This window comes from Paractinoplanes deccanensis (assembly GCF_016862115.1).
Classification (GTDB): Bacteria; Actinomycetota; Actinomycetes; order Mycobacteriales; family Micromonosporaceae; genus Actinoplanes; species Actinoplanes deccanensis.
Genome location: NZ_BOMI01000165.1, coordinates 17,503 through 44,406, shown reverse-complemented (window position 1 = coordinate 44,406; position 26,904 = coordinate 17,503). Strand labels below are relative to the sequence as shown.

Below are 26,904 nucleotides of genomic sequence, written 5' to 3'. Positions count from 1 at the left end.
GGAACATGCAGCGGCGGCGGATCGCCATCGATGTCCTCACCACGAACCCCCTGGCACAGGCCATACCGATCGGCCTGCTGGGTGCCGTGGCGGTCGGGGTGAGCGGCGCGCCGTACTGGCGTGACCACGTCGTCGCCGCGGTCATCGTCATCGTCGGCTGCGGCGCGCTCGGCATGGCGGGCGGCATCCTGATCTCGGCCGTGCCCACCCGCCCGACCGGGATGCTGCTGATCGCCGCGACGTTCGCCTGGTGTGCCAACTGGCTGACCTCCCGCAACAGCGGCGTCTACCCGCTGATCGGCAACTGGGGCGCGTCGCTCTATTTCGCCCTGCTCGGCATCGGCGTGCTGCTCTATCCCACCGGGCGGCTCCAGAACACGGCGGCCAAGGTGTGGTCGGTCGCGGCGGTGGCGGTGCTCGGCGGCACGCAGGTCGCGCTCACCCTGTTCAGCGAGCCGGAGTTCAACGGGTTCACGGCGGACGCGATCTGGCCCACGCTCTACGCCGACCGCTCCCTCTTCGACACGGTCGTGCGCATCACCACCGTGCTGTACATGCTCCTCGCTCTCGCCTACGCGATCACCCTGTGGATCCAGTTCCGCACCTCCCGGGGGTTCACCCGGCAGCGCATCGGGCCGCTGGTGGCCGGGGTCGGGCTCATCGGCCTGGTCTCCGCCGTCGCCCAGCAGAACGGCGCCATGACCAATGTGGACGCCGCGATGCAGGCGTACGTCATCCAGGGCACCATGGCGCTGCTGGTGCCCGTCGCGCTGCTGAGCACCAGCGTCGTCGACCGGCTGCGCTCGGCCGCCATCACCAGCCGGCTCGTCCCGCAGGTAAGCCCGGCGTCGGAGGAACGGGTCCAGGCGGCGCTGCGCGGCACGCTGAAGGACCCCAGCCTGACCCTCTACTTCTGGTCCCATGCCCACCAGGTCTTCGTCGACTCCGCCGGCGCGACGGCGGCGCACGTGGGCGACGGCGACCCCGCCGCGGCCCCGTCGGGCCGGCTCTGGAAGCGGGTCGACGGCGCGGACGGCGACCCGCTGGCGCTGATCGACTTCGAGGCCGATCTCCGCAACCATCCGCGGCACGTCGACGCCGCCGTGACGGCGGTGCGGCCGGCCCTGGAGAACGCGCGCCTCCAGGCCGAGCTCCGCACCCAGCTGGAACGGACGCGGGCCGCGCAGGACGCCGCCCGTACCGCCGAGGAACGCACGCGGGATCGGATCCGGCGCGATCTCCACGACGGGATCCAGGGCAACCTCACCGCGCTGCTGATGCTCTTCGAGAACGCCTCGGGGATGACCGAGGACAAACAGCTGCGCACCCTGCTCGACACCGGCCGGCAGCAGACCGGCGAGTTGATCGAGGACCTGAGGACGTACGTGCGAGGCGGCGTCCCGGAGATCCTCGGCGCCCACGGCCTGCGGGTCGCGATGCGCAGGTTCACGGCGCGCCTCGCCGTCCCGGTCGAGCTGGACATCGTCGCCGACCGGTTCGATCAGGAACGGGAGACGGTCCTGTACTTCGTTCTGCTGCAGGGCATCCAGAACGCCGTCCGGCACGGCCTCGCCGGGCACATCGCCGTGACCGTTCGCGCCGACGCCTCCTGTGTCACAGCGACCGTCGCGGACGACGGCCTCGGCGGGGCCCGCTTCACCGAGGGTGGCGGGCTGGCCGGGCTCCGGGCGCGCGCCGCCGAGCTGGGTGGCACCCTGGACGTCCGCGCCGGTGACGGCGGGGGCACGACGCTGGAGGTGCGACTGCCTGATGCCGGTCACTCGTCCCGCTGACCGGTCTCGCGCAGGAAGGTCAGCACCGCCATGACCCGGCGGTCCTGGTCGAGGGCGTCGGCGGACAGGTGCAGCTTCGCGAAGATGGCGCCCACCCGGCCCTCGACCGCGCGCACGCTGATCTTCAGCTGCTCCGCGATGCGCCGGTTGCTGAATCCCTCGGCCATCAGCTTGAGCACCAGCATCTCCATCGGCGTCAGCTGGGCCAGCGGGCTGCGCGCGGGTGACCTCCTGCGCAGGAGCATCGAGACCATGTCGGGTTCGATCACGGTCTCGCCGGACACCAGCCGGTCGAGGCACTCGCGCAGCGCCGTCGCGTCGGCGACCCGGTCCTTCTGGCGGTAGCCGGTGAAGCGCGCCCCCGGCGTGAGCAGCCGCTGGACGTACACGGGCTGGACGTACAGGGAAAGTGCCAGGACGGGCAGGTCGGGGAACTCGCCGCGCAGTCTCTCCGCCGCGTCGAGTCCGCCGGTCTCGCCCGGCGGCATGCGGATGTCGAGGATGACCACGTCGGGCGGATCCTTCACCACGGCGGCGACGATGTCCGCGCCGTTGGCCGCCCGGTGGCTCACCTCGATGCCCATGTGCTCGAGGAGCAGGCAGAAGGACTCGCGGAACAGGTACGTGTCGTCGGCAACGGCTACGCGCATGGCATCCTCACTGAGATGACGGTGGAGCTTTCCGTTCCGGCGTCGAGCCGGACCTCGCCGCCCGCGTGCCGGGTGCGGTCGGAGAGCCGGCGGACGCGGGGCGTGTCCAGCCCGAGCAGCCCGTCCTGGCCGGTGGCGACGCGCAGGTGCACCACGTCGCGCGAGGCCGACACCTGGACGCCGAGGTCCTCGATCGACGTGCCGGGCGCCCGGCCGTCCGCGACGTCACCGAGGATGTCCTGTGCGGCCGCGAGCGCCATCGCCCGCATGCCGGGGGAGAGGCCGGCCTCGTCGGCGACCGTCACCCGCAGCGGCAGGCGGAGCGAGTGGCCCACCTCGCGCAGCGCCGTCACCAGGCCCGACTCCCGCAGGATCGGGGAGTGCAGCTGCTCCGCCACCGTGCGCAGGAGGGCGAGCGCGGCGCTGAGCTCGCTCTGTGCGAAGCGGACCGAGGCGGTGGCGACCTCGTCGCCCTCCGTCCGCAGCCCCACCTGGCCGAGGGTCATCGAGATGGCGCTCACCCTCTGCTGGACCTGCTCGTGCAGGACCTCCTCCAGCTCACGGCGATGCCTCAGGTCACCGGCCTGGGCCCGGCGGGCCCAGACCTTGGTCACGGTGTCGAGCCGGGCGAGCGCGATGTCGCGGTCGCTGAGCAGCGCGACGGCCTGCAACCGCTCGGCCAGGGGCTTGCGGCGGAAGCGCGCGTCCACTTCGACCAGGGCGACCGGCGCCGATCCGGCCGGCTCGGCGGGATCGTCCACCCACACCCGGTGCCGGCGCGCCGGCACCGACGCGGCGGTCCGCTCGGCGCCGGACTCGTCGACGTACACCGTGTCGCCGGGCATCCGGTAGAAGACCTTCAGGCCGCGATCGCCGACGGCCCGGCGCAGCCCGTCGCGGACCCGGTCACCGGTGACCATCGGGATCCGCCCGATCTCGTCCGCGAGCCGGGCGCCCGCCGCCCGGCTGCGCCACGTGTAGCCGATCAGCGCGATCGGGAAGGCGAGGAGCACGAGCGTGCCGGCGGCGAGGAAGGCGCTGGGCCCGGGAATCGCGGCCGGGCCGTCGGCCGCTATCAGCGCCGCCGCGATCACGACCGGGCCGACGATGACCAGGGCCGGTGGCCGCTCCCGCCGCGGCAACCGGCGCACCTGGTCGCCCGCCACGGCGACGAAGAGAGCGGCCAGAAGGCCGTCCGCCACGGCCAGCACCGGGCCGGCGTCGTCGTAGCCGAGGCCCGTCACGTCGAGCAGCACCTCGCCGACCGGCAGGACGAGAGCCGCGGCGGCGAGGTAGGCGCGCACCGGCCACCGCCAGGCCCCGTCGTCGAGATACAGCAGAGCCGCCGAGGAGACGGAGAAGCAGAAGAGCACACTCGCGTACTGACCCGTCCGCCCCGCGGCCTCGGAACCCCAGTAGCCGGCCCAGGACGCCGGCCAGAGCACCGCCGAGGCCCCGAGGGTCCACGGCAGCAGCCGCGAGGGCCGCGCGAAAGGGAACGCGAGCAGCGCGCCGGCCCCGGCGAGAGCGACCGACAGCGCCACGTTGAGGGCGCCGTTGAGGGGGTCGGCCCGCCATGCCGCCCCCTCAACGGCCACCGCCGCGACGGCCGCCGCGGCCCCCGCGGTGACGCACGACCACACCAGGCGCTTCTCCATCGTCGCCCGGCGGGCCAGCGTCACCCGGGTCCCGGCCATCTCCGCCACGGCCTCTGTGTACCTCCGCCCGGCGCGGCGAGGAAGAGTGCACACACTCGGCCGTACGGCGTGCGCGTCAGCGGCGCGCACCGCGGCAGTACTCGCCGTCGTCGTTGTAGGCGGCCGCCGACGGGATCCCGAAGCGGACCGACAGGCGCAGGCACCCGCCGATCTCGTCGGCCTGCCGGACCTTGTCCAGGACGAGCGCGTTCACCGCGGTCAGCCCGAAGGTGCACAGCGCGGTCAGCGGCAGGACCCGCAGCCGCGAGCACAGCAGGGCCGAGCCGGCGAGGGCCGGCAGCTCGCTCGACTTGTCCCAGGCGCGCAGCTTCTCGCCGAGCTCCTGAGTCGTGCGCCGGTCAACGTAGTGGTCCATGCCCGACCAGGTCCGCACGACCACGTCGGCGGTGTCCGCGGCCGTGCCGTCGGTGCCGGGATCCGCCGCGACCGGCGAACCGAGCGTCACGGCCCCGGCGGCCAGTCCGGCAAGCGCCGCAGCCGAGACGCGCTTCCCCACGATGCTCATCGTCGCTCCCCTCTCTCTCACGCCCGACTCTTCCGCCGAGCGGAGATCGACAGGAGGTGGTACGCACCGGCGGCGGCGAGGGTGCACCCGGCGCGAGCCCGGTGCGCGCCCGCCGTCAGTAGGTCGTGAAGTGGTGGCAGGCGAACCAGAGCGCGCTCCAGATGTTGCCGACCAGGTCGAGCCATCGGGTGCGGATGCCGTAGTGCTGGAGCAGCGGCTCGGCGGCGTACCGGGGCACGCCGCTGCCCAGCAGGGACCGGCGCGAGACGTTCCGGCCGAGCTTGCCGGGGCAGTTCACCGAGCGATGCCCGGTGGCCGCGTGGTCGCACGGCCACTCGGCGAGGGGCCGAGGAAGGAGATCAGGGCGGCGGCCAGGGCCTCCGGGTTCTCCTCGGCCACGTGGTGACCGGACTCGATGGGCACGCCGCGCACGTCCGGGGCCCAGCGGCGCCAGATCGCGAGCGGATCCCCGTACAACTGCTCCATGTCGTCGTGGGTGGACCACGCGAACAGGGTGGGGCAGGCGATCGTGGTGCCCCGGGCACGGTCGGTCAGCTCGTGCTCGTGGTCGACGCCCAGGCCGGCGCGGTAGTCCTCCAGCATCGCCCGCACGGTGTCGGGGTCGCTCGTGGCCTCGCGGAACTCGGCGTAGTTCTCGGCGCCCATCCGGCCGGGATCGCCCTTGTACCAGAGGGTGGGGTCGGCGAGGATCGCGCGCTCCGGCTTGTCGGGCTGGGCGAAGAAGAACCAGTGGTACCAGTCGTGGGCGAACCGCGCGTCGCAGCGGGCGAGGGCCTCGCTGATCGGGACGCCGTCCAGCACGACCAGCCGGGAGACCGCGGCGGGGTGGTCGAGGGCGAGCCGCAGCGCCACGTAGCAGCCGCGGTCGTGGCCCACGGCGGCGAAGGACTCGTGGCCCAGCTTGCGCATGAGGGTCACCAGGTCCGCGGCGACCGCCCGCTTCGACTGCTGGGAGTGGTCGGTCTCGATCGGCGCCTTGCTCGACCGTCCGTAGCCGCGCATGTCCGGGCAGACCACGGTGAAACCCGCGCGCAGCATCAGGGGCGCGACGCGGTGCCAGGTGGCGCCCGTACGCGGATGGCCGTGGATCAGCAGCACCGGCGGGCCGTCGCCCGCGTACCGCACCCGCAGGCCCACCTCGCCCACGTCGAGGAACTCGTCATCGAAGCCGTCGAACATGGCGTCGCACATACCCGCGAAAAAATTTCTGGAACCCGGGCAACCTTTTCGGCGCCGCCGACCACTTGATCATGTCTGACGTGATCAGGAGGATGACGAATGAAGCACGCAATGGCCGGCCGCCGCCGGCGGGGCGCACTGATCGGCGGGTTCGCCGTGGTGCTCGTCGCCGCGGCCGGGCTCACCGCCACCGCGTTCGCCGGGGGCGGGCCGTCGCTGAGCGACAACTTCGAGGACGGCGACACCAGCGGGTGGTCCAAGTCGGGCGGCTCGTGGTCGGTGGCGACGGACGGCACGAAGGCGCTCAAGCAGGGTGACAACGGCAGCGAGCTGGCCCGGTTCTTCGCCGGCGACAGCGGCTGGACGGACTACTCGCTGCAGGCGTCGGTGCGGCCGCTGACGCTGGCGGCGCCCGGCGCGTCGGCCGGCATCGCGGCCCGGGTGGGCGGCGCCCACCAGTTCGAGCGGCTGGTGCTGGTGTCCGGCGCGGCGCGGCTCGAGGAGGTAAAGGGCTCCTCGGTGACCGTGCTCAGCTCGCTGCCGCTGGCCACCGCCGGCAGCGGCTGGCACAAGCTGCGCCTCGACGTGTCGGGCACGCGGGTGACCGGCTACGTGGACGGCCGTGTCGTCGGCGACGTCACCACGGCGAAGCTGACGAAGGGCAGGGTGGGCCTGCTCACTGTGGACGCCTCGGCCTCGTTCGACGACGTGTCGGTGAGTGCCGTGGGCGGTGCCCCGGCCACGACGGCGCCCACCACGACGACCCCGGCGACCCCGACCACGACGGCCCCGGCCACGACGGCCCCGGCCACGACGGCCCCGACCACGACGGCCCCGACCACGACGGCCCCGGCGAGCCCCGCGGCCACGGCAACCCCGGTGGCGGCCACCTGGCCGACGCCGGTCAGCACCACCACCCTCACCGCCACCCGCAAGATCACCGGCTCGTTCGACGGCGGCAACGTGCGCTTCGTCGGCGGCGGCGACCTCGGCGGCGACGGACAGGACGAGGGCCAGGACCCGATGTTCCAGCTCGCCGACGGCGCCACCCTGTCGAACGTCATCATCGGCAGCCCCGCCGCCGACGGCGTGCACTGCCTCGGCACCTGCACGCTGCGCAACGTGTGGTGGCAGGACGTGGGCGAGGACGCCGCCACGTTCAAGGGCACCTCGGCGAGCCAGACGATGACCGTGGTAGGCGGCGGCGCGATGCACGCCTCCGACAAGACCTTCCAGCACAACGGCCCGGGCACCTTCGTCATCAAGGACTTCCAGGCGAGCGACATCGGCAAGCTCTACCGCTCGTGCGGCAACTGCTCCAAGCAGTACGCCCGCAAGGTCCAGGTCTCCAACGTGACCGTGACGACGCCGCTGAAGGCCCTCGTCGGCGTCAACGCCAATCTCGGCGACGTCGCCACCGTCGCCAAGGTGACGGTCGTCGGCGGCACCAGCAAGACCGTCATCTGCGCCATCTTCAAGGGCGTCACCAGCGGCGAGCCGACCCAGATCAGCTCCGTCCCCGACGGCAAGTCCTGCACCGCCACCGACATCACCCTCAAGTAGGACCGGAGCGGGGGGTGTGCAGCCCCGCCCCCCGCTCCCCGAGCGCAGGAACGGCCCGGCCGGCCGGGATCCCGGCCGGGCCGTCGCACCCTCAGAGGCGCAACGCTCCCGGCGCCGAGGCGGGCACCGCCGGGCGTCGCGGAGGGACGGGCGAGAGGCGCTCGTAGGGAGCGCCCAGCGGCGGCCGCGGGTCCGGGGAGCCGTTGTCGGGCCACAGCGACACCGCCCGCTCCGCCATCGCCGTGATCGTGAGGGACGGGTTGACCCCCAGGTTGGCGGCGACCGCGGATCCGTCGATGACATGCAGGCCGGGATGGCCGAACAGGCGGTGGTACGGGTCGATGACGCCGGTCTCCGGTGACGTGCCGATCGCGCAGCCGCCCAGGAAGTGGCCGGTCACCGGGCGGCCGATCAGCTCGGTCAGGGCGCCGAGCGGGACCCCGTCGATCTTCGTGGCCACGGAGCGGGCCACCTGGTGCGCGGCGGGCACCCACACCGGGTTGGGCGAGCCGATGCCCTGGCGGGTGCGCAGCCGGCCGCGCTTGCGGTAGACCGTGATCGAGTTGTCGAGGGCCTGCATGGCCAGCAGCACGATCGTCTCGCGGGACCAGTGCCGCGGCGAGACCAGCAGGCGCAGGTCGCGGCGGTCGCGCACCAGCTGGCGCAGGCCGGTGAGCAGGCGGGAGCGGCCGCCCGCGTCGTCGACCAGCGTGGTGGCGAGCAGCGCGAGCAGGTTGCTGCCCCGGCCGTAGCGGACCGGCTCGACGTGCGTGGACGGGTCCGGGTGGATCGACGACGTGATCGCGACGCCGCGGCTGAAGTCCTGGTCACGGCGTCGGGTTCGGGCGCCCAGGATGGACTCCGAGTTGGTGCGGCTCAGCTCGCCGAGCCGCGCGGAGACGCCGGGCAGCGAGCCGCGGTCGCGCAGGCGGTGCAGCAGGCGCTGCGTACCCAGGGCTCCCGCCGCGAAGACGACCTGCTCGGCCGTGAAGGTGCGGCGGGCGAGGCCGCCGGTGCGACGGGTCGCGACCGCGAAACCCCCCTCTCTCCGAGGCCGTACGTCGGTGACGGTCGTCAACGGGAGCACGGCGGCGCCGAGGCGCTCGGCGAGGTAGAGGTAGTTCTTGACGAGCGTGTTCTTCGCGCCGACCCGGCAGCCGGTCATGCACGCGCCGCAGTGGGTGCAGGCGGAGCGCACGGGTCCGGCGCCCCCGAAGAACGGATCCGGCAGGACCGCTTCGTCGCCGAAGAGCACGCCTACCGGCGTACGCGTGAAGGTGTGCCCCACCCCGAGATCGTCGGCAACCGCCCGCAAGGCCCGGTCGGACGGCGTCTCCACGGGGTTCGTCGTCACGCCGAGCATGCGTCTCGCCTGGTCGTACGCGGCGGCGAGCTCGCCTTTCCAGTCGGTGACCGACGACCAGCGCGGGTCCGTGAAGAACGTGTCCGGCGGCTCGTAGAGCGTGTTCGCGTAGCCGAGCGAGCCGCCGCCGACGCCCGCCCCCGACATGACGAGCACGTTGTCGAGCAGCGTGAGACGCAGGATGCCGAAGCAGCGAAGGGCCGGCGCGTACACATATCGGCGCAGCCGCCACGACGTCTCGGGCAGCTGGTCGTCGGTGAAGCGGCGGCCGGCCTCGAGGACGCCGACGCGGTAGCCCTTCTCGGTCAGGCGCAGCGCGCTGACGCTGCCGCCGAAGCCCGAGCCGACGACGAGGACGTCGTAGTCGTACGCCATGGCGTACGGTGACATCGCTGTTGGCAAACTGTCAACAAGGAGGCGGCCGTGAACCATCACCGGCAGGGAAGTGGAAGCCCGCTCGTTCTCATCCACGGCATCGGCAGCCGCTGGCAGGTGTGGCGGCCGGTCCTCGACACGGTCGCGGCGCGCCACGACGTCATCGCGCTCGACCTGCCCGGCTTCGGCGCGTCCGAGCCGGACGGTGGGCCCGGCTCCGTCGAGCACCTGGCGGACCGTGTCACCGGGTTCCTCGACGCGCACGGGGTCACCCGGCCGGCGGTGGGCGGCAGCTCGCTCGGCGGCGCGGTGGCCCTGGAGCTGGGCCGGCGCGGGGTGGCCCGTTCGGTCACGGCGTTCTCGCCGGTCGGCTTCTTCGGGGCGGCTGGTGCGCGCTGGTGCCGGGGCGTGGTCACGGCGGCGCGGGCCGGTGGGGCGGCGCTGGGACCCGCGCTGCCGTGGCTGATGCGGACGACGCCGGGGCGGGCCGCGCTCTGCGGCATCTTCTACGGCAAGCCGGCGGCGCTCGACCCGAAGGACTGCGTGGCCGACGCCCGGGCGCTGATCGCGGCGAGGGGCTTCGCCGCGGCCCGCCGGCACCTGGGAAAGTGGCGGTGCGAGCGCGGCATGCTCGACGGCATCCCGGTCACGATCGCGTGGGGCGCCCGGGACGTGGTGCTGCCGTACCGGCAGGCGGTCAAGGCGCGCGAGTTGCTGCCCCGGGCGCGTCACGTGCGCCTGCCCGGATGTGGCCACCTGCCGTTCGCCGACGACCCGCGAACGTGCGCCCGCCTGCTGCTGGAAACAAGCTGACGGCGCTATTGGCACCGTGCCAACAGGTTGATACGTTCACGTCAATGAGTCCGCGCGTGGTCGTGATCGGGGCCGGCTTCGGGGGCATCGCCGCCGCGGCGGCCCTCCTGCGAGCCGGGTTCACCGACGTGGTCCTGCTCGAACGGGCCTCGTCGCTCGGCGGGGTCTGGCGGGACAACACCTATCCGGGGTGCGCCTGCGATGTTCCGGCGCCGCTCTACTCCTATTCGTTCGCGCCCAATCCGTTGTGGAGCCGGCGCTTTCCGCCGCACAGCGAGATCCTCACGTACCTACGCGAGGTCGCGGAAAAACTAGACATAGCGCGAAAAATCTGGCTTGGAACGGAGGTGGTCGAGGCGCGCTGGGTCGAGGGCAGTGTGGCGGGCGGCCACTGGCTGATCAGGACGGCCGACGGTGCGGAGATCGAGGCGGACGTGCTCGTCCCCGCGGTCGGCCAGCTCACCAAGCCGGTGGTGCCCTCGTTGGCCGGGGCGGACCGGTTCGAGGGGCCGGCCGTCCACACCGCCCGATGGCGTCCCGGCCTGCCCGTCGAGGGCCGCCGCGTCGGGGTGATCGGCACCGGGGCCAGCGCGATCCAGCTGGTGCCCGCGATCGCCGGGGTGGCCGCGCACATCACCGTCTTCCAGCGCACCGCCCCGTGGACGCTGCCCCGGCCCGATCGCCGGTACGGCGCGGGCCGTCGTTTCGCGTACCGGCACCTGCCTGTCCTGATGAGTCTGCCGCGCGCCGGCGTCTGGGCGATGACCGTCGTGACCGGGCGGGCGCTGCTCGGCCGCCGCTGGTCGCAGACCTTCGTGCGCACGGTCTCGACCGTGCAGCGCCGCCTCCAGGTGCGCGACCCGGCGCTGCGGGCGCGGATCACCCCGGACGAGCCGATGGGCTGCAAGCGGGTCCTGTTCACCAACCGCTGGCTGCCCACGCTCGCCCGGCCCGACGTCAGCCTGGTCACCGACAAGATCGTCGAGCTGACCGCGGACGGCGTGCGCACCGCCGACGGCGCCCACCACCCCTGCGACCTTCTGGTCTACGCCACCGGCTTCGCCGCCTCCGACCTGGTCACCCCGCTGCGCATCGTCGGCCGCGGCGGCGTCACCCTCGACAACGAGTGGCGCGACGGCGCGTACGCCCACCTCGGCATGGCCGTGCCCGGCTTCCCCAACCTCTTCCTCATGTACGGCCCCAACACCAACACCGGCAACACCTCGGTCATCTACTTCCACGAGTGCCAGGCCGGATATGTGGTCCAGGCCGTCCGCCGCCTCGCGGCCGGTGCTCAGCCTTTGGCCGTACGCCGTGAGGTCGCGGCCGCCTACGACGCGGAGATCCAGCGCCGGCTCTCGGGCACCGTCTGGACCGCGTGCCAGAGCTGGTACCGCAACGCCTCCGGCCGCATCGTCACCAACTGGCCGGGCATGGCCTCGGAATACCGCCGCCGGACCGCGCGCCTCGACCCGGCCGACTACGAGCCCGTCTAGGCTCGGCCGGGTGGATCTCGACAGGTTCGTCTCGGCGCAGGATGGCGGCGTCTACGAGCGCGCGCTCGCCGAGGTGCGGCAGGGCGGCAAGCGGTCGCACTGGATGTGGTTCGTCTTCCCGCAACTGGCCGGCCTCGGCTCCAGTCCCACCGCCGCCTATTACGCGATCCGCGACCTCGCCGAGGCTCGCGCCTATCTGGCCCATCCCCGGCTGGGCCCCCGCCTGATCGAGATCTCGGCCGCCGTGGCCGCCTCGCCGGTGGCCTCGGCCACCGTGCTCCTCGGCCACCCCGACGACCTGAAGCTGCGATCGTCCATGACCTTGTTCGGCCGCGCGGCCCCGGACCAGGAGGTCTTCACCCGGGTGCTGGCCAGGTACTTCGACGGTGTCCCCGACGCCCGCACCGATGAGCTGCTGACGGGCCGGTAGGGCGGCACCCCGCGCGGGTGTGCGGACCGGCGCCTCCCCGCTGCCCCGCGCCGCCGGGGTGATCCTCCGGCCGGCCGTGACAGATCAAGGACAGATCAAGAAGATCGACGCATCGACATGTTTGGCTCCCCAGGTCATCTCACGGGGGAGGTCATCTTTTCATGCGCCGTGTGCATCTTCTCGCGCGAACCCGCTGGATCGCGGGCTTCAGCGCACTTCTTCTCGTCGGGACGCTGGCGCCACCGGCCGACGTCCCGGCCCACGCCGATCCCGGCGACGTTCCGCAGGTCACCGCCGGTCAGGCACCGCAGCAGCGGGGTGTGCCGGCGGGGGCGGCCAGTGAGGTCGCCCTCGCGGAAAATCAGCGCCCGCCCGTCGTGCCGCCGCTGGTCGAGGCCGGCGGCCGGGCCGAAAGGGTGGGTAAGGCGGCAGTGGCCCGGGCCGCCGCGGCGGCGCCCGATGCGGCGTTCACCGATGTGCTGCTGCGTCCCGGGTTCGTGGTCGGCGACACCTCGCTGGTCACCTACTTCAACCTGAAGGACGACGCCTTCGAGTCGTGGCGGGTGGACCTCTACGACAGCGAGTCGCAGACCAGGCAGCAGTCGGTCGTCCTGGGCCGCGACAAGCTCGGCAACGACGGCTGTGGCGAGTTGCGCTCGTACTGCAAGTCGCTCGGCGCGGCCGAGGGCTGGCAGCTCGACGCCACCAAGAGCTACTTCGTCACCATCACCGGGCTCTACCCGGACGGCGAGGTGCCGTCGGCCAACTCGGAGAGCGCGCAGCCGCGCACGACGGTCGATCCGCCGGCGATCCCGGACCGGCAGGCGGCCGGCTGTGGATGCTCGGTTGCGCTGGGCATGACCGACGCCGGCCAGGCGGTGCGAGCCATCGGCGTGAACACCGGCACCGGCGGCTTCACGCTCAGCGAGAACGACCTCGTGATGGAGTCGTTCGGGGTCCCGTTCTCGTCCGGGCGGGCCTACTCGTCGCTCAACACCGGCGCCTCGGCGCTCGGCCCGGGCTGGGCCTGGGTGTACGACCTGAAGGTCATCGCCACCGCCGACGGCGCGCTGGTGCGGGCCGAGGACGGCTCGGACACGCTGTTCAAGGCGAGCGGCGACGGCTTCGTACGCCCGCCGGGTGTGCGGTCCACGCTGCGCAGGACGGCCGACGGCTGGACGCTGACGACGCGCGACAACATCGTGTTCACCTTCGACGCGCAGGGGCGCCTGTCCTCGGTCCTGGACCCGCGCCAGGCAGGTCTGCGGTTCGCGCACACCGACGCGAGCATCACGGTGACCGACGCGTCCGGGCGCACGGCCGTCGCCAGGCTGGCCGGCGGCCTGATCCAGTCGATCACGCTGCCGGACGGCCGGAAGACCCAGTACTTCTACACCGACGGCCTGCTCACCAAGGTGATCGACGCGGCCGGGGAGATCTGGCAGTACCGCTACAGCGCGGCGCGCCTGCTGACTCAGGTGGTCGACCCGCGCAAGGTCGTCACGCTGACCAACGAGTACGGCTCGACCGGCCGGGTGTCGCGCCAGCTGGACGCTCTCGGCGCGGCGACCACGTTCGAATGGAACGCCACGAAGCAGGAGGCGAAGACCACCGACGCCGACAACGTGGTGGTCTGGGACGGCTACAAGGGCAACGTGCTGCTCTATTCGCAGCGCGGCAACGGCGACACCAACAACCACCGCTACGACGGCACGCTCAACCGCAGCCTGGTGGTCAACGGTAATCAGAACCAGCACGAGTCGCAGTACGACGCCGCGGGCAACCTGATCGAGCAGTTCGCGCCCGGCCGCAAGTTCAGCGAGAAGACCCAGTACGACGCCCGCAACAACCCCACCACGCACGTGGACGCCGACGGGCAGACGTGGAAGGACGAGTACAACCAGTTCGACGAGCTGGTCAAGAGCACCGATCCCGAGGGCCACTCGATCACCTACACGTACGACGACCGGGGCGTGCCGCTCACGGTGACCGACCAGCGGGGCAAGGTCTCCCGGTACGAGAACATCCCGAACGGCCAGCCGAACGCCGGCCTGACCAAGGCGGCGATCTCGCCGGAGGGACGCCGCGTCGAGTACGGCTACGACAAGGTCGGCCGGCAGACGATCGTCGTCGACCCGCGGGGCACCGTGGCGGGGGCGAAGCCCGAGAGCTACACGACCCGCACGGTCTACGACAACCTCGACCGGGTCGTCGCGGTGTACTCGCCCGGCAAGCGCAACCCGGACACCAGCGAGTACGACGCGGCCGGCCGGCTGAAGAAGACCACGACGCCGGGCGGCGTGTCGGTGTCGTACGCGTACCTCGACAACGGCCTGCCCAAGGCGACCTATGAGGCGCGGCGCACGCTGCTCTACACCTACACGGCCGCGGGGCGCCGGCTGACGGCCGCCGTCGACATGAAGCACGAGGCCGATCTGGTCACCAGCTGGACGTACAACGTCAAGGGCCTGGTCGCGTCGGTCACCTCGCCCCGCGGCAACGTGCCGGGCGCGAACAAGGCCGATTTCACCACGACCTACAAGTACGACAACAACGACAACCTGATCCAGATGCGCCGGCCCTACCCGGGCGGCCAGGTGGTCGTGAAGGACTACAAGGTCGACGACCTGGACCGCAGCGTCGAGACGGTGGACGAGTTCGGCAAGTCGTCGACGTCCACGCGCGCCAACAGCGGCCTGGTCACCGGCACCAAGGACGCGCTCGGCCGGACCACGGCGATGTCGTACGACAAGGCGGGCCGGCAGACCGGCATCACCGACTCGGGCGGCGTCGAGACCAAGACCGAGTACGACGAGGCCGGCAACAAGATCAAGCAGATCTCGCCCACCGGCGGCGTCACCACCTACACCTACACCGACGACGGCCTGATGGCCTCGGTCACCGAGCCGCGCGGCAACGTCGAGGGCGCCGACAAGGAGCGGTTCACCGCGCACTTCGAGTACGACCTCGCCGGCAACGCGGTCCGCAGCATCGACGCGCTGGACAACGTCACGACGACGAAGTTCGACGCGCTGAACCGGCCGGTGTCCACCACGGACGCCAACGGCCACACCACGCGGTACACCTACACCGACGACGACCAGCCCCGCACGGTCACCGCGCCGAACGCCGAGTTCGACGCCGACGATCCCGAGGAGGAGTCGACCCTCTACACGTACGGCGAGGACGGCTCGCTCGCGTCCGTCACCGACCCGCGTGGCAACCGTACGACGGTCTACTACGACGAGGCCGGACGCCTGATCCGCAGCACCGATCCGCTCGGGCGCAACACGTACGCGAAGTACGACGCGGACAGCAACCGGGTCCACACGCTCACCCTCGGCGAGGACGAGGAGCTCGACGACCTCGACGCCAAGGAGTACGCCAAGCGGACCGTCGTCGACGAGTACGACATCGTCAACCGGCTCGCCAAGCGCACCAACGGCACCGGTGGCCCGGTCTACACCTGGGGCTACGACGCCAAGGACCGCACGACGTCGTACGGGGACCCGGCGGGCGTCCGGGAGATCGTCTACGACGACGAGGACCAGATCAGGTCGGTCACCCGCAAGGAGGCGGGCCGCGCCGACGAGACCTTCGGCTACGACTACGACGCCCGGGGCAACGTCACCAAGCGGCAGTACCCGGACGGCACCAGCGTGTCGTACGGCTACGACGCGGCCAGCCGGATCACGTCGCTGAGCGCCGGGGGAGCGACCTGGGGCTTCGGTTACGACGTGGCGGGCCGGCGGACCACCACCACGTTGCCGCAGGCGACCGGCCTGACCGAGAAGCGGGTCTACGACGACGCGGGCCGGCTCACCTCGATCGGCACGGAGCGCACCGGCGAGGCCGTGCCGGGCGTGCAGGACCCGGTCTCCAAGTACGACCTGACGCTCGACAAGGTGGGCAACCCGAGCCGGGTGGTGACCACTCGCGGCGGTGTCGCGGAGTCGGTCGCGTACGCCTACGACGAGGCCGACCAGGTCACCTCGGCCTGCTACGGCGTGGCGTCGTGCACCGACAAGACGGTCAAGCCGGTCGGCCGCATCGACTACAAGTACGACCTGGCCGGCAACCGCACCGAGCAGGTGCGCAGCGGCACGGCGGGCAACGACGTCACCGAGTACGAGTACGACGACGCCGACCAGCTCGTCGAGGAGGAGGTCGAAGGCCCGTCCCACGAGCGCGAGACCGAGTACCGCTACGACGCCCGCGGCAACCAGATCAAGGCGGGCGGCGACAAGTTCGAGTACAACCTCGACAACACGCTCGCCAAGGCCACGCTGGCGTCCGGGCAGAGCACGACCTTCGCCTACGACGCCCGGGGGCTGCGGCTCTCGTCCACCACGGCGTTCCAGGCGCAGACCTCGACGCAGCGCTGGTCGTGGGACGTGGCGGGCACGCTGCCGCAGATCGCGATCGACACCGTCGAGCAGGGCGGCGCGGTCACCGAGAAGCGCGGCTTCACCTACGGTCCGGACGACGAGCCGCTGGCGCTGCTCGACCCGGCGAGCGGCGTGCACTCGTACACCCATGACTGGCTCGGTGGCACGGCGAACCTGCTGACGCCGTCCGGGACGGTCGAGCAGGGCTACGACTACGACCCGTTCGGCCGGCCGCGGGTCGGCCCGACGCTGGCCGGGCAGCAGCTGCCCGAGCAGAGCGTCGAGAACCCGCTCCAGTTCACCGGGCAGTACCAGGACTCCACGTCCGGTGACGGCAACTACTACCTGCGGGCCCGCAACTACGACCCGGGCACCGGCCGCTTCGGCAGCCGGGACCCGATGCCCACCGGGCCGGGCGCCACGTCGGCGTACACCTATGCGTCGAACAACCCGGTGGCGTACACCGACCCGACCGGCATGGTGCCGGACGCCGGTCCCACCACCTCCGCGACGACCCCCGCCGCCACGACGGGCCCGTCGCCGGAGGAGATCGCCAAGGCCAACCAGCTGCAGTCCAAGAGCACGCTCGACGTGATCCTGGAGGCCGGCGGCCAGATCCTGATGGAGTTCCTCGGGATCAACGACATCCTCAACTGCCTCAAGGGCGACCTGGTCGCCTGCGTCTCGATGGTCGTGGGAGCCCTGCCCTGGGGCAAGATCTTCAAGGCCAAGAAGATCGCCGAGGCCATCTACAAGGCCGGCAAGGCCGTGGTCACCTTCTTCCAGGAGCTGAAGTGGGCCAAGGCCATCCTCAAGGGCGCCGAGGACGCGGCCAGGGCGGCCAAGGAAGCGGCGGCCGCGGCGGCCAAGGCGGCCGCGGAGAAGGCGGCGGCGGCCAAGGAGGCCGCGGAGCGAGCGGCCAAGAGAGCGGCCGCCGAGACCCAGGCCAAGGCGAAGGCCGCGGCCGCCAAGGCCAAGGCGAAGACGAAGAAGGACGCGGGGGACGGCGCCGCCTGCCCCATGTCGCACAGCTTCGTCGCCGGCACCGCGGTGCTGCTGGCCGACGGCACGAGCAAGCCGATCGAGAAGGTCGAGCCCGGCGACACCGTCCGGGCCACCGACCCGGAGACCGGCGAGACCGAGGCCGAGCAGGTCACCCACACGATCCGCACCGACGACGACAAGCAGTTCGTCGACGTCACGGTCACCGAGGCCGACGGCTCGTCCTCGACGATCACCACCACCGAGCACCACCCGTTCTGGTCGGAGACCCGCAAGCAGTGGGTGGACGCGGGCGACCTGCGCGAGGGCGAGCTCCTGCGCACGGCGGCGGGCACGTACGTCCAGCTCTCCGCGGTCCGCTCGTACGACCACAAGGAGATCACCTACGACCTGACGGTCGACGGCCCGCACACGTACTACGTGCTGGCCGGGGCCGCCTCGGTCCTCGTACACAACTGCCAGGTCGACTACGGCAGCACCGACCTCAGCCAGCAGGTCATCCAGAAGCGGCTGCAGATCGGCAAGAAGAACGGCAACGGCGCCGCGGCGCGGATCGAGGACGCGAACGGCAACGTGCGGTACGAGGTGGCCTTCGCCTCCAAGGGCCGCAAGAACCACGCCGAGCAGAAGCTGCTGCGGGTGAAGCTGAACAAGGGGGAGACCATCAAGGAGATCTACTCCGAGCGCCGGGCCTGCACCGGCAGCAACAGTTGCCGGGACGACCTCGCCAACCTGGGCATCCACCACTCGTGGTCGTACCCCTGGGAGAAGTCGGGCACGGCGATGGCGACGAGCACGAACAACGCCCTCAACTCTAAGATCGGCCAGGTGTTCCGGGACGCCGCCTCCGGCAACTGGACCAGGCCATGGGAGTAGGAGCGCCGATGACCGACCACGACGACCCGATCCGCTACAGCCCCGGCTACCTGGGGTGCGTCAAGGACGACGCGGCGCGGGCCTACCTGCTGGAGTCGGGCATCCCGCGGGTCGCCGACTTCATCGAGGACGGCCCGGCCGGGGTGGAGCCGAGCGGAGCCCATCCGGGGTTCCTGCTGCTGGGCTACGTCGGTGATCCGGCCGACGGCTTCGCCGTGGAGTGCGAGACCGGTGCCGTCTACTGCCTGGCGGGGAGCAGGCGCTTCTTTGCCAACTCGTCACCGGAGCAATTCGTCCGCTCGTTCCGGGCCTACCTGGACGTCACCTACGGCGAGCTGGCCGGCGACGACGAGCAGGTCGAGCAGCGGCTGAGATCGGAGCTGCGCGCGATCGACCCGGCCACCGTCGAGGACGAGAACTCCTTCTGGAACGACACCCTGGGCGACGTGTCCATGGGGGTCTACGGAGACGACGACTCCGAGTGACCGCGATCCTCCCCGCCCGGCCTCATCCGGGCGGGGAGGGCGTCACTCCGCCGGCGTCACCGGGCGGGTCAGCAGGACGACGGTGTCGAGGACGCGGTGCCAGTCGAGCTCGGTGAGCGGGCGTTCGGTCAGGGCTCCCACGGCCGCCATGGCGGCGAGCAGCCGGGCGATCTCCGGGTCGCCGAGCCGCGCGACCTCGGCCCGGAAGCGGGCGCCGCGCGAGAACTGCACCAGCGAGCCGGGCAGCCGGGCGGCCGGCGGGTCGTCGTCGGCCAGGCGCACGACCAGGCGGCTGCCGAGGGCCGCGGCGAGGTTGCTGACCGCGGACAGCGTCGGGTTGCCGCGACCGTTCTCGAGATTGGCGATGTAGGGCACCGACAGCCCGGCCTCCGCCGCCACCGACGCGATCGTGCGCCCCGCGGCGGTCCGCTGCCGCCGAAAGATCGAACCGAGCTCCGATATCTCCACGGAACACATCTTGTCACCGATTGTTCTGTGGGGATAGTTTGGCGCGATGAGGGCGTCCCGCCGGTTGTGGGTGGCGGCCACCGCCGACGCCGCCGGCACCTGGTTGCTCGTCATGGCAGTTCCCGCACACGTGTACGCGGTGACGGGCTCGCCGGCCTCCACCGCCCTGGCCCTCGCGGTCGAGGCCGCGCCCGCCGTCGTGATCGGGCCGTGGGCGGGTGCACTGGTGGACCGGTGGCCGCGCCGGCGCGTGCTCGCCGGGGGCAACCTGGTCGCCGCGTTCGGGGTGTGCCTCCTGCTCCTGGCCGCGACCGGCGATCGCGTGGGGTTCGTCTACGTCGCGCTGGCCGTCGAGAGCGCCGCGGTGTGTTTCCTGCGGCCCGCACTCCAGGCGACCATTGCGGCGGTGGCGCGATCGTCGGAGGGCCGCGCCGCGCTGAACTCGTCGCTGGCCGTCTCGCACAGCGTCCTGCGCCTGTGTGCGCCGCCGGCGGGGACGGCGCTGGTCGCGGCCGGCTGGTTCGGCGCCGTCGTGGTCGCCGACGCGGTCAGCTATCTCGCTGCCGCCGCGATCCTCGCCGGACTGCCGATCCCCACGATCGCCCGGTCCGCGAGCGGCGCGGTCTCGACCCCGGCGCCCGGGACCGCGCCTGTCTCCGCGGTGGAGACTGGCGCCGGGGCGGCTACCGTCTCCCGGGACTTCTCGGGCGAGTGGCGCGCGGGGTGGCGCCTCGTCCTCCGCGGCCGGGTGCTGGGCGGGCTGCTCGCCTCCAGCTGCCTCTACTGGATCGCGAACGCCGGGCTGACCGCGCTGCTCGTCCCCTTCGCGGTCCACCGGCTGCACGCCTCGGGCGAGGCCGTGGGCTATCTCGTCACCGGCCTCGGCGCCGGCTACCTCTGCGGCGCGGCCGTCAGCGGGGCGGCGCTGGTCCGTTTCGGCCCGCGTGGGCTGATCGCGCTCTGCTACGCGGTGGTCGGAGCGTGCTTCCTGGTCATCTTCACGGCCGAGAGCCTGCTCGTCGCCGTGGTGGCCATCGCGGTGGCCGGCGTCCCCGGGTCCGTCGCCAACGTCGCCACCACCCATCATGTGCAGGGCGCGGCCCCGCCGGAGGCGCGCGGCCGGGTGTCCGCCGTCTTCATGACCAGTGACGCCGTCGCCGCCGTCCTCGGGGCTCTGGCCGCGACCGCGATGGTCGCGGCCGCGGGACTGCCGGCCACGCTGATCGGCTTCAGCTGCCTCGTGCCGGTCGCCGCCGCCATCGCCCTGATCTTGCTGCCGCGACTGGGGTAGGCCGGGGTCATCGGCACGGCAGCCGGGCAGTAGAAGGGGCACGCCGCGGGTCGGGCAGGCCGGATGAACCGCCGGCGTGTCAGGTGAGAAGCCGACCGAGGGCAGAGAGCGAGGTGGGGGAGTGGCGCGTCGGGACCCGCGCCCGGCACCGAGGGTCAGGACCGCGGTGGCGGGGCCGTGCTGTCGCGGTGGACCAGGCGGGTCGGGACCAGGATCGTGCCCGGCGCCGAGGAGCGGCCGCGGATCTGGTCGAGGACCCGTTCGACGCAGCGCCGGCCCATCTCGGCGAAGTCCTGGTGGATGGTGGTGAGCGGCGGCAGGTAGGAAACCGCGTCGGGGATGTCGTCGAAGCCGATGACGCTGACGTCGGCGGGGACGCGGCGGCCGTGCTCGTGCAGGGCGCGCAGCACGCCCAGGGCCATCTGGTCGTTGGCGGCGAAGACGGCGGTGCACGACGGGTCGGCGGCGATGCGCAGGCCGGCGCGGTAGCCGGACTCGGCCGACCAGTCGCCCTGGAGCATCGGCGGGACCGGGCGGCCCGCGGCGGTGAGCACGTCGCGCCAGGCTTGGGCGCGGCGGCCGGCGGAGAACGACTCGGCGGGGCCGCTCACGTGCCAGACCGTGTGGTGGCCCAGGTCGAGCAGGTGGCGGACGGCCTGGCGGGCGCCGTCGGCCTGGTCGGTGTCGACCACGGGGTAGCGGTCGCCGGCGTCCGAGTCGACCACCACGACCTGGGCGCCGGGCGGCAGCTCCAGGTCGACGGCGTCGAGCAGGTGGACCTCCATGATGACGATGACGCCGTCGACGGCCAGCTCGCCGAGCCGGGTGAAGGCGCCGAGCACGCCGTCCTGGGTGGGCGAGGCGACCGGGATCAGCGTGATCGCGTACCCCTCCTCGGCGGCGTGGTTGGCGATCGCCTCGACCGTGCGGCTGTTGCCGGTGGTCGCGAGGGTGAAGAGGATGACGCCGATGGTCCGGAACTCGCCGCGCTTGAGGGCCCGGGCCGCGCTGTTGGGGCGGTAGCCCAGCTCTTTCATGGCGTCCAGAACCTGCTGGCGCGTCGACTCGACCACGCCGGGGTGCCCGTTGGAGACGCGCGAGACCGTCTGGGAGGAGACGCCGGCGAGCCGGGCGACATCCGCCATGGAAACTCGCCGGGCACTGCTTGACGAAGACCGCACGCGGTGACACTATCGCACTCACGATGTTTACGTAAACATCGAACATTCGAAAACAAGAAGAAACATCGAACGACATCGGTGCCTGATGTTTGCGTAAACATCATGACATCACGAGAGGGTGACCATGGCGGTTTCCCAGCCGGCGGTGGCCCGTCGGCGCCGCTCCTGGCGTGGCTGGCAGTTCGTCGGCCCGTTCATGCTGATCTTCGCGCTGGTCTTCCTGGCGCCGATCGTGTACTCGATCTACCTGAGCCTGTATCGCAACCAGCTCATCGGCGGGAACTCGTTCGTCGGGTTCGACAACTACCAGCGGCTGTTGCAGGACAGTCAGTTCTGGGAGTCGTTCGGCCGGGTCGCGATCTTCCTGGTCGTGCAGGTTCCGATCATGCTGTTCCTGGCCCTGGTCGTGGCGCTCGCCATCGACAGCGGCCGGCTCTACGGCAAGGCCTTCTTCCGAGTGTCGATCTTCCTGCCGTACGCGGTGCCGGCGGTGGTCGCGACGCTGATGTGGGGCTTCATCTACGGCGACCAGTTCGGTCTGGTCGGCAACATCAACGAGACGTTCAACGTCTCGCTGCCGAACCCGCTGTCCCCCCACCTCGCGCTCGCGTCCATCGGCAACATCGTGACCTGGGAGTTCGTCGGCTACAACATGCTGATCTTCTACTCGGCGCTGCGGGTCATCCCCGGTTCCCTGTACGAGTCGGCCTCGCTCGACGGCGCCGGGCAGTTCCGGATCATCACGGCGATCAAGCTGCCGGCGATCCGGGGCGCGCTGGTCATCGCGACCATCTTCTCGATCATCGGCAGCTTCCAGCTCTTCACCGAGCCGGTCATCCTCCAGCCGCTGGCCCCGAACGCGATCACCACGTACTTCACGCCGAACCTGTACGCCTACCAGCTGTCCTTCTCGGGCCAGCAGTACAACTACGCCGCCACGGTCGCGATCGTCATGGGCCTGATCACCATGGTCATCGCGTACGTCGTGCAGCTGCGCGGGAACCGGGAGCGCTGATGACCACCGCGGTGCAAACGCCTGCTGCCAACAAGCAGCTCACGGTCACCCAGAAGGCCCGCAGGAAGAAGCGCCAGGGCAGCGTGGTGCTGACCGTGCTGACCGCGCTCATGGCGCTGTACAGCCTGGTCCCGCTCGCGTGGCTGATCTTCAACTCGTCCAAGACCCAGGGTGACCTGTTCACCTCGTTCGGCCTCTGGTTCTCCGACGGGCACTTCGCGCTCTGGGACAACATCCGCGACACGTTCACGTACAACGACGGCATCTTCCTGCGGTGGTTCGGCAACACCCTGCTGTACGTGGTGGTCGGTGCCGGCGGCGCGACCCTGCTGGCGGCGCTCGCCGGGTACGGCCTGGCGAAGTTCAGCTTCGTCGGCAAACGCGCGGTCTTCGCGATCGTGCTCGGCGCGGTCGCCGTTCCGGGCACCGCGCTGGCCGTTCCGACGTTCCTCATGTTCAGCAAGCTGGGCCTGACCAACACGCCGTGGGCCGTGATCATCCCGTCGCTGATCTCGCCGTTCGGCCTGTACCTGATGTGGACCTTCGCCTCGCAGGCGATCCCGGACGAGATGCTCGAGGCGGCCCGGATGGACGGCGCGGGCGAGTTCCGCACCTTCTTCCGCATCAGCGTCCCGCTGCTCGCCCCCGGCATCGTGACCGTGGCCCTGTTCAGCATCGTCGCGACCTGGAACAACTACTTCCTGCCGCTGATCATGCTGAAGGACCCGGACTGGTACCCGCTGACCGTCGGCCTCAACGCGTGGAACGCGCAGTCCACCACCGCCGGCGGCGAGGCCGTCTACAACCTGGTCATCACCGGCTCGCTGCTCACCATCCTGCCGCTCCTGGCGGCCTTCCTCCTGCTTCAGCGCTATTGGCAGTCCGGTTTGTCCGCCGGCTCCGTCAAGGAATGAAAGGTCTCCCTATGTCCAAGCTCCTCAAAGTGGGTGCCGCGGCCACCGCGGCCCTGCTCTCCCTGGGCCTCGCCGCCTGCGGCGGTGGCGACGACGCCGACTCGGGCTCCGGCTCGTCGGCGACCGTCTCGGACGCCGACGTCACCGCGGCGCTCGAGAAGGGCGGCAACCTGACGGTGTGGGCCTGGGAGCCCACCCTCAAGAACGTCGTCACCGAGTTCCAGAAGAAGTACCCGAACGTCAAGGTCGACCTGGTCAACGCCGGCACCGGCAATGACCAGTACACCGCCCTGCAGAACGCGGTCGCCGCCGGCAAGGGCATCCCGGACGTCGCGCAGATCGAGTACTACGCGCTGCCGCAGTTCGCCCTCGGCAAGTCGCTGACCGACCTGAGCGGCTTCGGCGCCGAGAGCCTCAAGGCCGACTTCGCGCCGGGCCCGTGGAACTCGGTGCACTCCGGCAACGTCGCGTACGGCCTGCCGATGGACTCCGGCCCGATGGCGCTGTACTACAACAAGAACGTCTTCGACAAGTACGGCATCAAGGTCCCCACCACCTGGGACGAGTACCTCGACGCCGCGCGCAAGCTGCACAAGGCCGACCCGAAGGCCTACATCACCAACGACACCGGTGACGCGGGCTTCACCACCTCGATGATCTGGCAGGCCGGCGGCAAGCCGTACACCGTCGACGGCACCAACGTCACGATCAACTTCTCGGACGAGGGCAGCCAGAAGTTCGTCAAGGTCTGGCAGACCCTGATCAGCGAGAAGCTGCTCGCCCCGATCTCCAGCTGGTCCGACCAGTGGTTCCAGGGCATGCAGAACGACACCATCGCCACCATCGCGACCGGAGCGTGGATGCCCGCCAACTTCGTCTCCAGCGCCCCCAGCGCCTCGGGCAAGTGGCGCGTCGCCGACATGCCGCAGTGGACCGCCGGCCAGAACGCCTCCGCCGAGAACGGTGGCAGCGCGCTCTCGCTCATGAACAAGGGCCTGAACAACAACCAGGCTCTCGCGTACGGCTTCGTCAAGTTCGCGAACGACGGCGACGGCGTGCAGATCCGCGTCGACGGTGGCGCCTTCCCGGCCACCACCAAGCAGCTCAGCGACCCGAAGTTCCTCGGCACCGAGTTCAAGTACTTCGGCGGCCAGAAGGCCAACGAGATCTTCGCGAAGTCGTCGCAGAACGTCGTGACCGGCTGGACGTACCTGCCGTTCCAGGTCTACTCCAACAGCATCTTCAACGACACCGCCGGCAAGGCGTACGTCTCGGGCACCACGCTCGCCGACGGCCTGAAGGCGTGGCAGGACCAGTCCGCGAAGTACGGCAACGAGCAGGGCTTCACCGTCAAGTGAGCGACTCCATGAACCACCGGTGGCTCCGCGTCGACTCGCGCCTCGAGTTCGGCGCGGACTACAACCCGGAGCAGTGGCCGAGGGAGGTGTGGGACGAGGACGTCCGCGCCATGCGCGAAGCCGGCGTCACCATCGTCTCCCTCGCCATCTTCTCGTGGGCCAGGATCGAGCCGGCCGACGGCCGGTACGACTTCGCCTGGCTCGACGAGGTGATGGACCTGCTCCACGCGAACGGCATCTCGGTCGACCTGGCCACGGCGACGGCCTCCCCGCCGCCGTGGCTGACCACCGCGCACCCGGAGATCCTGCCCGTCAACCACGAGGGGCAGATCCTCTGGCAGGGTGGCCGCCAGCACTGGCGGCCCACCTCGCCGGTCTTCCGGCAGTACGCGCTGCGCCTGGTGCGCCAGATGGCCACGCGGTACGCGAGCCACCCCGCGCTGGTCGCCTGGCACGTCTCGAACGAGCTGGGCTGCCACAACATCTACGACTACTCCGACGACGCGGCCCGGGCCTTCCGGGTCTGGCTCCGCGACCGCTACGGCACGGTCGAGAAGCTGAACGAGGCGTGGGGCACGGCGTTCTGGGCGCAGCGGTACGGCGAGTGGGACGAGGTCCTGCCGCCGCGGCTCGCCGCGTCGTTCCCCAACCCGACCCAGCAGCTCGACTTCAAGCGGTTCTCCTCCGACGTGCTCAAGGACTACCTGCGCGCCGAGCGGGAGATCCTCCGCGAGCTCACCCCGGACGTGCCGGTCACCACCAACTTCATGGTGATGGGCGAGACCAAGGGCATGAACTACGCGGACTGGGCGGCCGAGGTCGACTTCGTCGCGAACGACCACTACCGGTTGCCCGGCGAGCAGAGCCTGGACGAGCTGTCGTTCTCGGCGAACCTCACCGGCAACCTGGCCGGCGGCCGGCCGTGGTTCCTGATGGAGCACTCGACCAGCGCCGTCAACTGGCAGCCGGTCAACCTGGCCAAGCGGCCGGGTGAGCTGTCCCGCGACGCGCTGACCCACGTCGCGCACGGCGCCGACGCGGTCTGCTACTTCCAGTGGCGGCAGTCCCGGGCCGGCGCCGAGAAGTACCACTCGGGCATGATCCCGCACGCGGGCACGGACAGCACGCTGTTCCGCGACGTGGTGGCGCTCGGCGCCCGGCTCAAGGAGCTGTCGTACGTGCAGGGCCGGCCGCGCACGCCCGCGAAGGCGGCGATCCTGTTCGACTGGGAGTCGTGGTGGGCCGCCGAGCAGGACTCCCACCCGACCGAGCTGCTGCGCTACAAGCAGGAGGCGCTCGACTGGTACACGACGTTCCTGGACCTCGGGATCCGGGTCGACGTGCTGCCGGTGTCGTCCTCGCTGGAGGGCTACAGCCTCGTCGTGGCGCCGATCCTGCACGTGATGCCGTCGCCGCTGGCGTCCCGGCTGACCTCGTTCGTCGAGGCCGGCGGTCACCTGGTGACGACGTACTTCTCGGGCATCGTGGACGAGAACGACCACGTCTGGCTGGGCGGCTACCCGGGCCCGCTGCGCGACCTGCTCGGCCTGCGCATCGAGGAGTTCGCGCCGCTGCCGGCCGGCGACACGGTCGCGCTGTCGGACGGGCTCGAGGGCACGCTGTGGAGCGACCGGATCGACCTGCTCGACCCGGCGACCGAGGTGCTGGCCACCTACAAGACCGGCGACTACGCCGGCCGCCCGGCGATCACCCGCCGCGCGTCCGGCGCCGGCTCGGCCGCGTACATCTCGACCAAGCTGACCCCGAACGGCCTCGCGCCGCTGCTGAAGGACCTGGCCGGTCGCGCCGGCGTGGAGAGCGAACTGCCCTCCGGCCTGCGCGGCCGCGTGGAGCTCGCGGTCCGCGGTGACATCCGTTTCGTCGTCAACCGCACCGACGAGCAGCTGGACATCAGCTCCCTCGGCGGCCCGGAGACCACCCTCGCCGCCAGGGGAGTAGCGGTCCTGCGGGCCTGACGATCGAGGCCGGTCCCCGGTGGCGCGCCGTCCGCGCCGCCGGG

General features: G+C 71.4%; 20 protein-coding genes. 12 read left to right on the top strand and 8 right to left on the bottom strand.

The window, feature by feature from the left end; genetic code table 11:
• The first annotated feature begins 5 nt into the window (after positions 1-5).
• Entirely contained in the window at positions 6-1,793 is a 1,788-nt protein-coding gene (locus tag Ade02nite_RS39645) for a sensor histidine kinase (RefSeq protein ID WP_203775234.1), read from the top strand.
• Here the strand turns inward: Ade02nite_RS39645 and Ade02nite_RS39640 are convergent.
• The 5 genes from Ade02nite_RS39640 to Ade02nite_RS39620 form a co-directional block, all read right to left on the bottom strand.
• Complete coding sequence (locus Ade02nite_RS39640; protein ID WP_203775232.1) at positions 1,778-2,443, bottom strand: response regulator transcription factor; 666 nt, start codon at positions 2,441-2,443, stop codon at positions 1,778-1,780. The two genes, Ade02nite_RS39645 and Ade02nite_RS39640, sit on opposite strands and share 16 nt — an antisense overlap.
• Complete coding sequence (locus Ade02nite_RS39635) at positions 2,434-4,149, bottom strand: sensor histidine kinase (protein ID WP_203775230.1); 1,716 nt, start codon at positions 4,147-4,149, stop codon at positions 2,434-2,436. The genes Ade02nite_RS39640 and Ade02nite_RS39635 overlap by 10 nt, the downstream gene beginning before the upstream one ends.
• A 67-nt stretch (positions 4,150-4,216) precedes the next feature.
• Positions 4,217-4,666: a hypothetical protein gene (locus tag Ade02nite_RS39630; RefSeq protein WP_203775228.1), complete on the bottom strand. Its 450-nt coding sequence runs from the start codon at positions 4,664-4,666 to the stop codon at positions 4,217-4,219.
• Between the two features lie 115 nt (positions 4,667-4,781).
• Positions 4,782-4,964, bottom strand: a complete 183-nt coding sequence (locus Ade02nite_RS39625; RefSeq protein ID WP_203775226.1) for an FRG domain-containing protein — start codon at positions 4,962-4,964, stop codon at positions 4,782-4,784.
• Entirely contained in the window at positions 4,961-5,878 is a 918-nt protein-coding gene (locus Ade02nite_RS39620) for an alpha/beta fold hydrolase (RefSeq protein ID WP_239169377.1), read from the bottom strand. Before Ade02nite_RS39620 ends, Ade02nite_RS39625 begins: the two co-directional genes overlap by 4 nt.
• An 87-nt stretch (positions 5,879-5,965) precedes the next feature.
• Between Ade02nite_RS39620 and Ade02nite_RS39615 the strand changes: the two genes are divergently transcribed.
• Complete coding sequence (locus tag Ade02nite_RS39615) at positions 5,966-7,429, top strand: pectate lyase (RefSeq protein ID WP_203775224.1); 1,464 nt, start codon at positions 5,966-5,968, stop codon at positions 7,427-7,429.
• A gap of 91 nt (positions 7,430-7,520) precedes the next feature.
• On the opposite strand, the gene Ade02nite_RS39610 is transcribed toward Ade02nite_RS39615, so the two are convergent.
• Positions 7,521-9,167 carry a GMC oxidoreductase gene (locus tag Ade02nite_RS39610; protein ID WP_203775394.1) on the bottom strand — a complete coding sequence of 549 codons (1,647 nt, stop codon included), beginning with the start codon at positions 9,165-9,167 and terminating at the stop codon, positions 7,521-7,523.
• 48 nt (positions 9,168-9,215) lie between these two features.
• Between Ade02nite_RS39610 and Ade02nite_RS39605 the strand changes: the two genes are divergently transcribed.
• From Ade02nite_RS39605 to Ade02nite_RS39585, 5 genes are all read left to right on the top strand, one after another.
• Positions 9,216-9,980, top strand: coding sequence for an alpha/beta fold hydrolase (locus Ade02nite_RS39605; protein ID WP_203775222.1), 765 nt, complete (start codon positions 9,216-9,218; stop codon positions 9,978-9,980).
• Between the two features lie 44 nt (positions 9,981-10,024).
• Entirely contained in the window at positions 10,025-11,476 is a 1,452-nt protein-coding gene (locus Ade02nite_RS39600; protein WP_203775220.1) for a flavin-containing monooxygenase, read from the top strand.
• 10 nt (positions 11,477-11,486) lie between these two features.
• On the top strand, positions 11,487-11,906 hold the full coding sequence (locus Ade02nite_RS39595; protein WP_203775218.1) for a DUF1810 domain-containing protein: 420 nt from the start codon (positions 11,487-11,489) through the stop codon (positions 11,904-11,906).
• 170 nt (positions 11,907-12,076) lie between these two features.
• Positions 12,077-18,172, top strand: a complete 6,096-nt coding sequence (locus tag Ade02nite_RS39590; RefSeq protein WP_239169376.1) for an RHS repeat-associated core domain-containing protein — start codon at positions 12,077-12,079, stop codon at positions 18,170-18,172.
• A gap of 8 nt (positions 18,173-18,180) precedes the next feature.
• Positions 18,181-18,657, top strand: coding sequence for an SUKH-4 family immunity protein (locus Ade02nite_RS39585; protein WP_203775214.1), 477 nt, complete (start codon positions 18,181-18,183; stop codon positions 18,655-18,657).
• 42 nt (positions 18,658-18,699) lie between these two features.
• Here the strand turns inward: Ade02nite_RS39585 and Ade02nite_RS39580 are convergent, their stop codons facing one another.
• Positions 18,700-19,125, bottom strand: a complete 426-nt coding sequence (locus Ade02nite_RS39580; protein ID WP_203775212.1) for a helix-turn-helix domain-containing protein — start codon at positions 19,123-19,125, stop codon at positions 18,700-18,702.
• Between the two features lie 46 nt (positions 19,126-19,171).
• On the opposite strand from Ade02nite_RS39580, the gene Ade02nite_RS39575 reads away from it, so the two are divergent.
• Entirely contained in the window at positions 19,172-20,416 is a 1,245-nt protein-coding gene (locus Ade02nite_RS39575) for an MFS transporter (RefSeq protein WP_203775210.1), read from the top strand.
• Positions 20,417-20,571: 155 nt separating this feature from the next.
• Here Ade02nite_RS39575 and Ade02nite_RS39570 read toward each other — a convergent pair whose 3' ends face one another.
• Complete coding sequence (locus Ade02nite_RS39570; protein ID WP_203775208.1) at positions 20,572-21,561, bottom strand: LacI family DNA-binding transcriptional regulator; 990 nt, start codon at positions 21,559-21,561, stop codon at positions 20,572-20,574.
• A 160-nt stretch (positions 21,562-21,721) separates the two neighbouring features.
• Here Ade02nite_RS39570 and Ade02nite_RS39565 point away from each other — a divergent pair, with 160 nt between their 5' ends.
• The 4 genes from Ade02nite_RS39565 to Ade02nite_RS39550 are packed head-to-tail and all read left to right on the top strand — an operon-like array spanning position 21,722 to position 26,860.
• Positions 21,722-22,612 carry a carbohydrate ABC transporter permease gene (locus tag Ade02nite_RS39565; RefSeq protein ID WP_203775206.1) on the top strand — a complete coding sequence of 297 codons (891 nt, stop codon included), beginning with the start codon at positions 21,722-21,724 and terminating at the stop codon, positions 22,610-22,612.
• On the top strand, positions 22,612-23,526 hold the full coding sequence (locus Ade02nite_RS39560) for a carbohydrate ABC transporter permease (protein ID WP_203775204.1): 915 nt from the start codon (positions 22,612-22,614) through the stop codon (positions 23,524-23,526). The genes Ade02nite_RS39565 and Ade02nite_RS39560 overlap by 1 nt, the downstream gene beginning before the upstream one ends.
• Before the next feature lie 11 nt (positions 23,527-23,537).
• Positions 23,538-24,884: an ABC transporter substrate-binding protein gene (locus Ade02nite_RS39555; RefSeq protein WP_203775202.1), complete on the top strand. Its 1,347-nt coding sequence runs from the start codon at positions 23,538-23,540 to the stop codon at positions 24,882-24,884.
• 8 nt (positions 24,885-24,892) lie between these two features.
• Positions 24,893-26,860, top strand: coding sequence for a beta-galactosidase (locus Ade02nite_RS39550; protein ID WP_203775392.1), 1,968 nt, complete (start codon positions 24,893-24,895; stop codon positions 26,858-26,860).
• Positions 26,861-26,904: the final 44 nt, after the last annotated feature.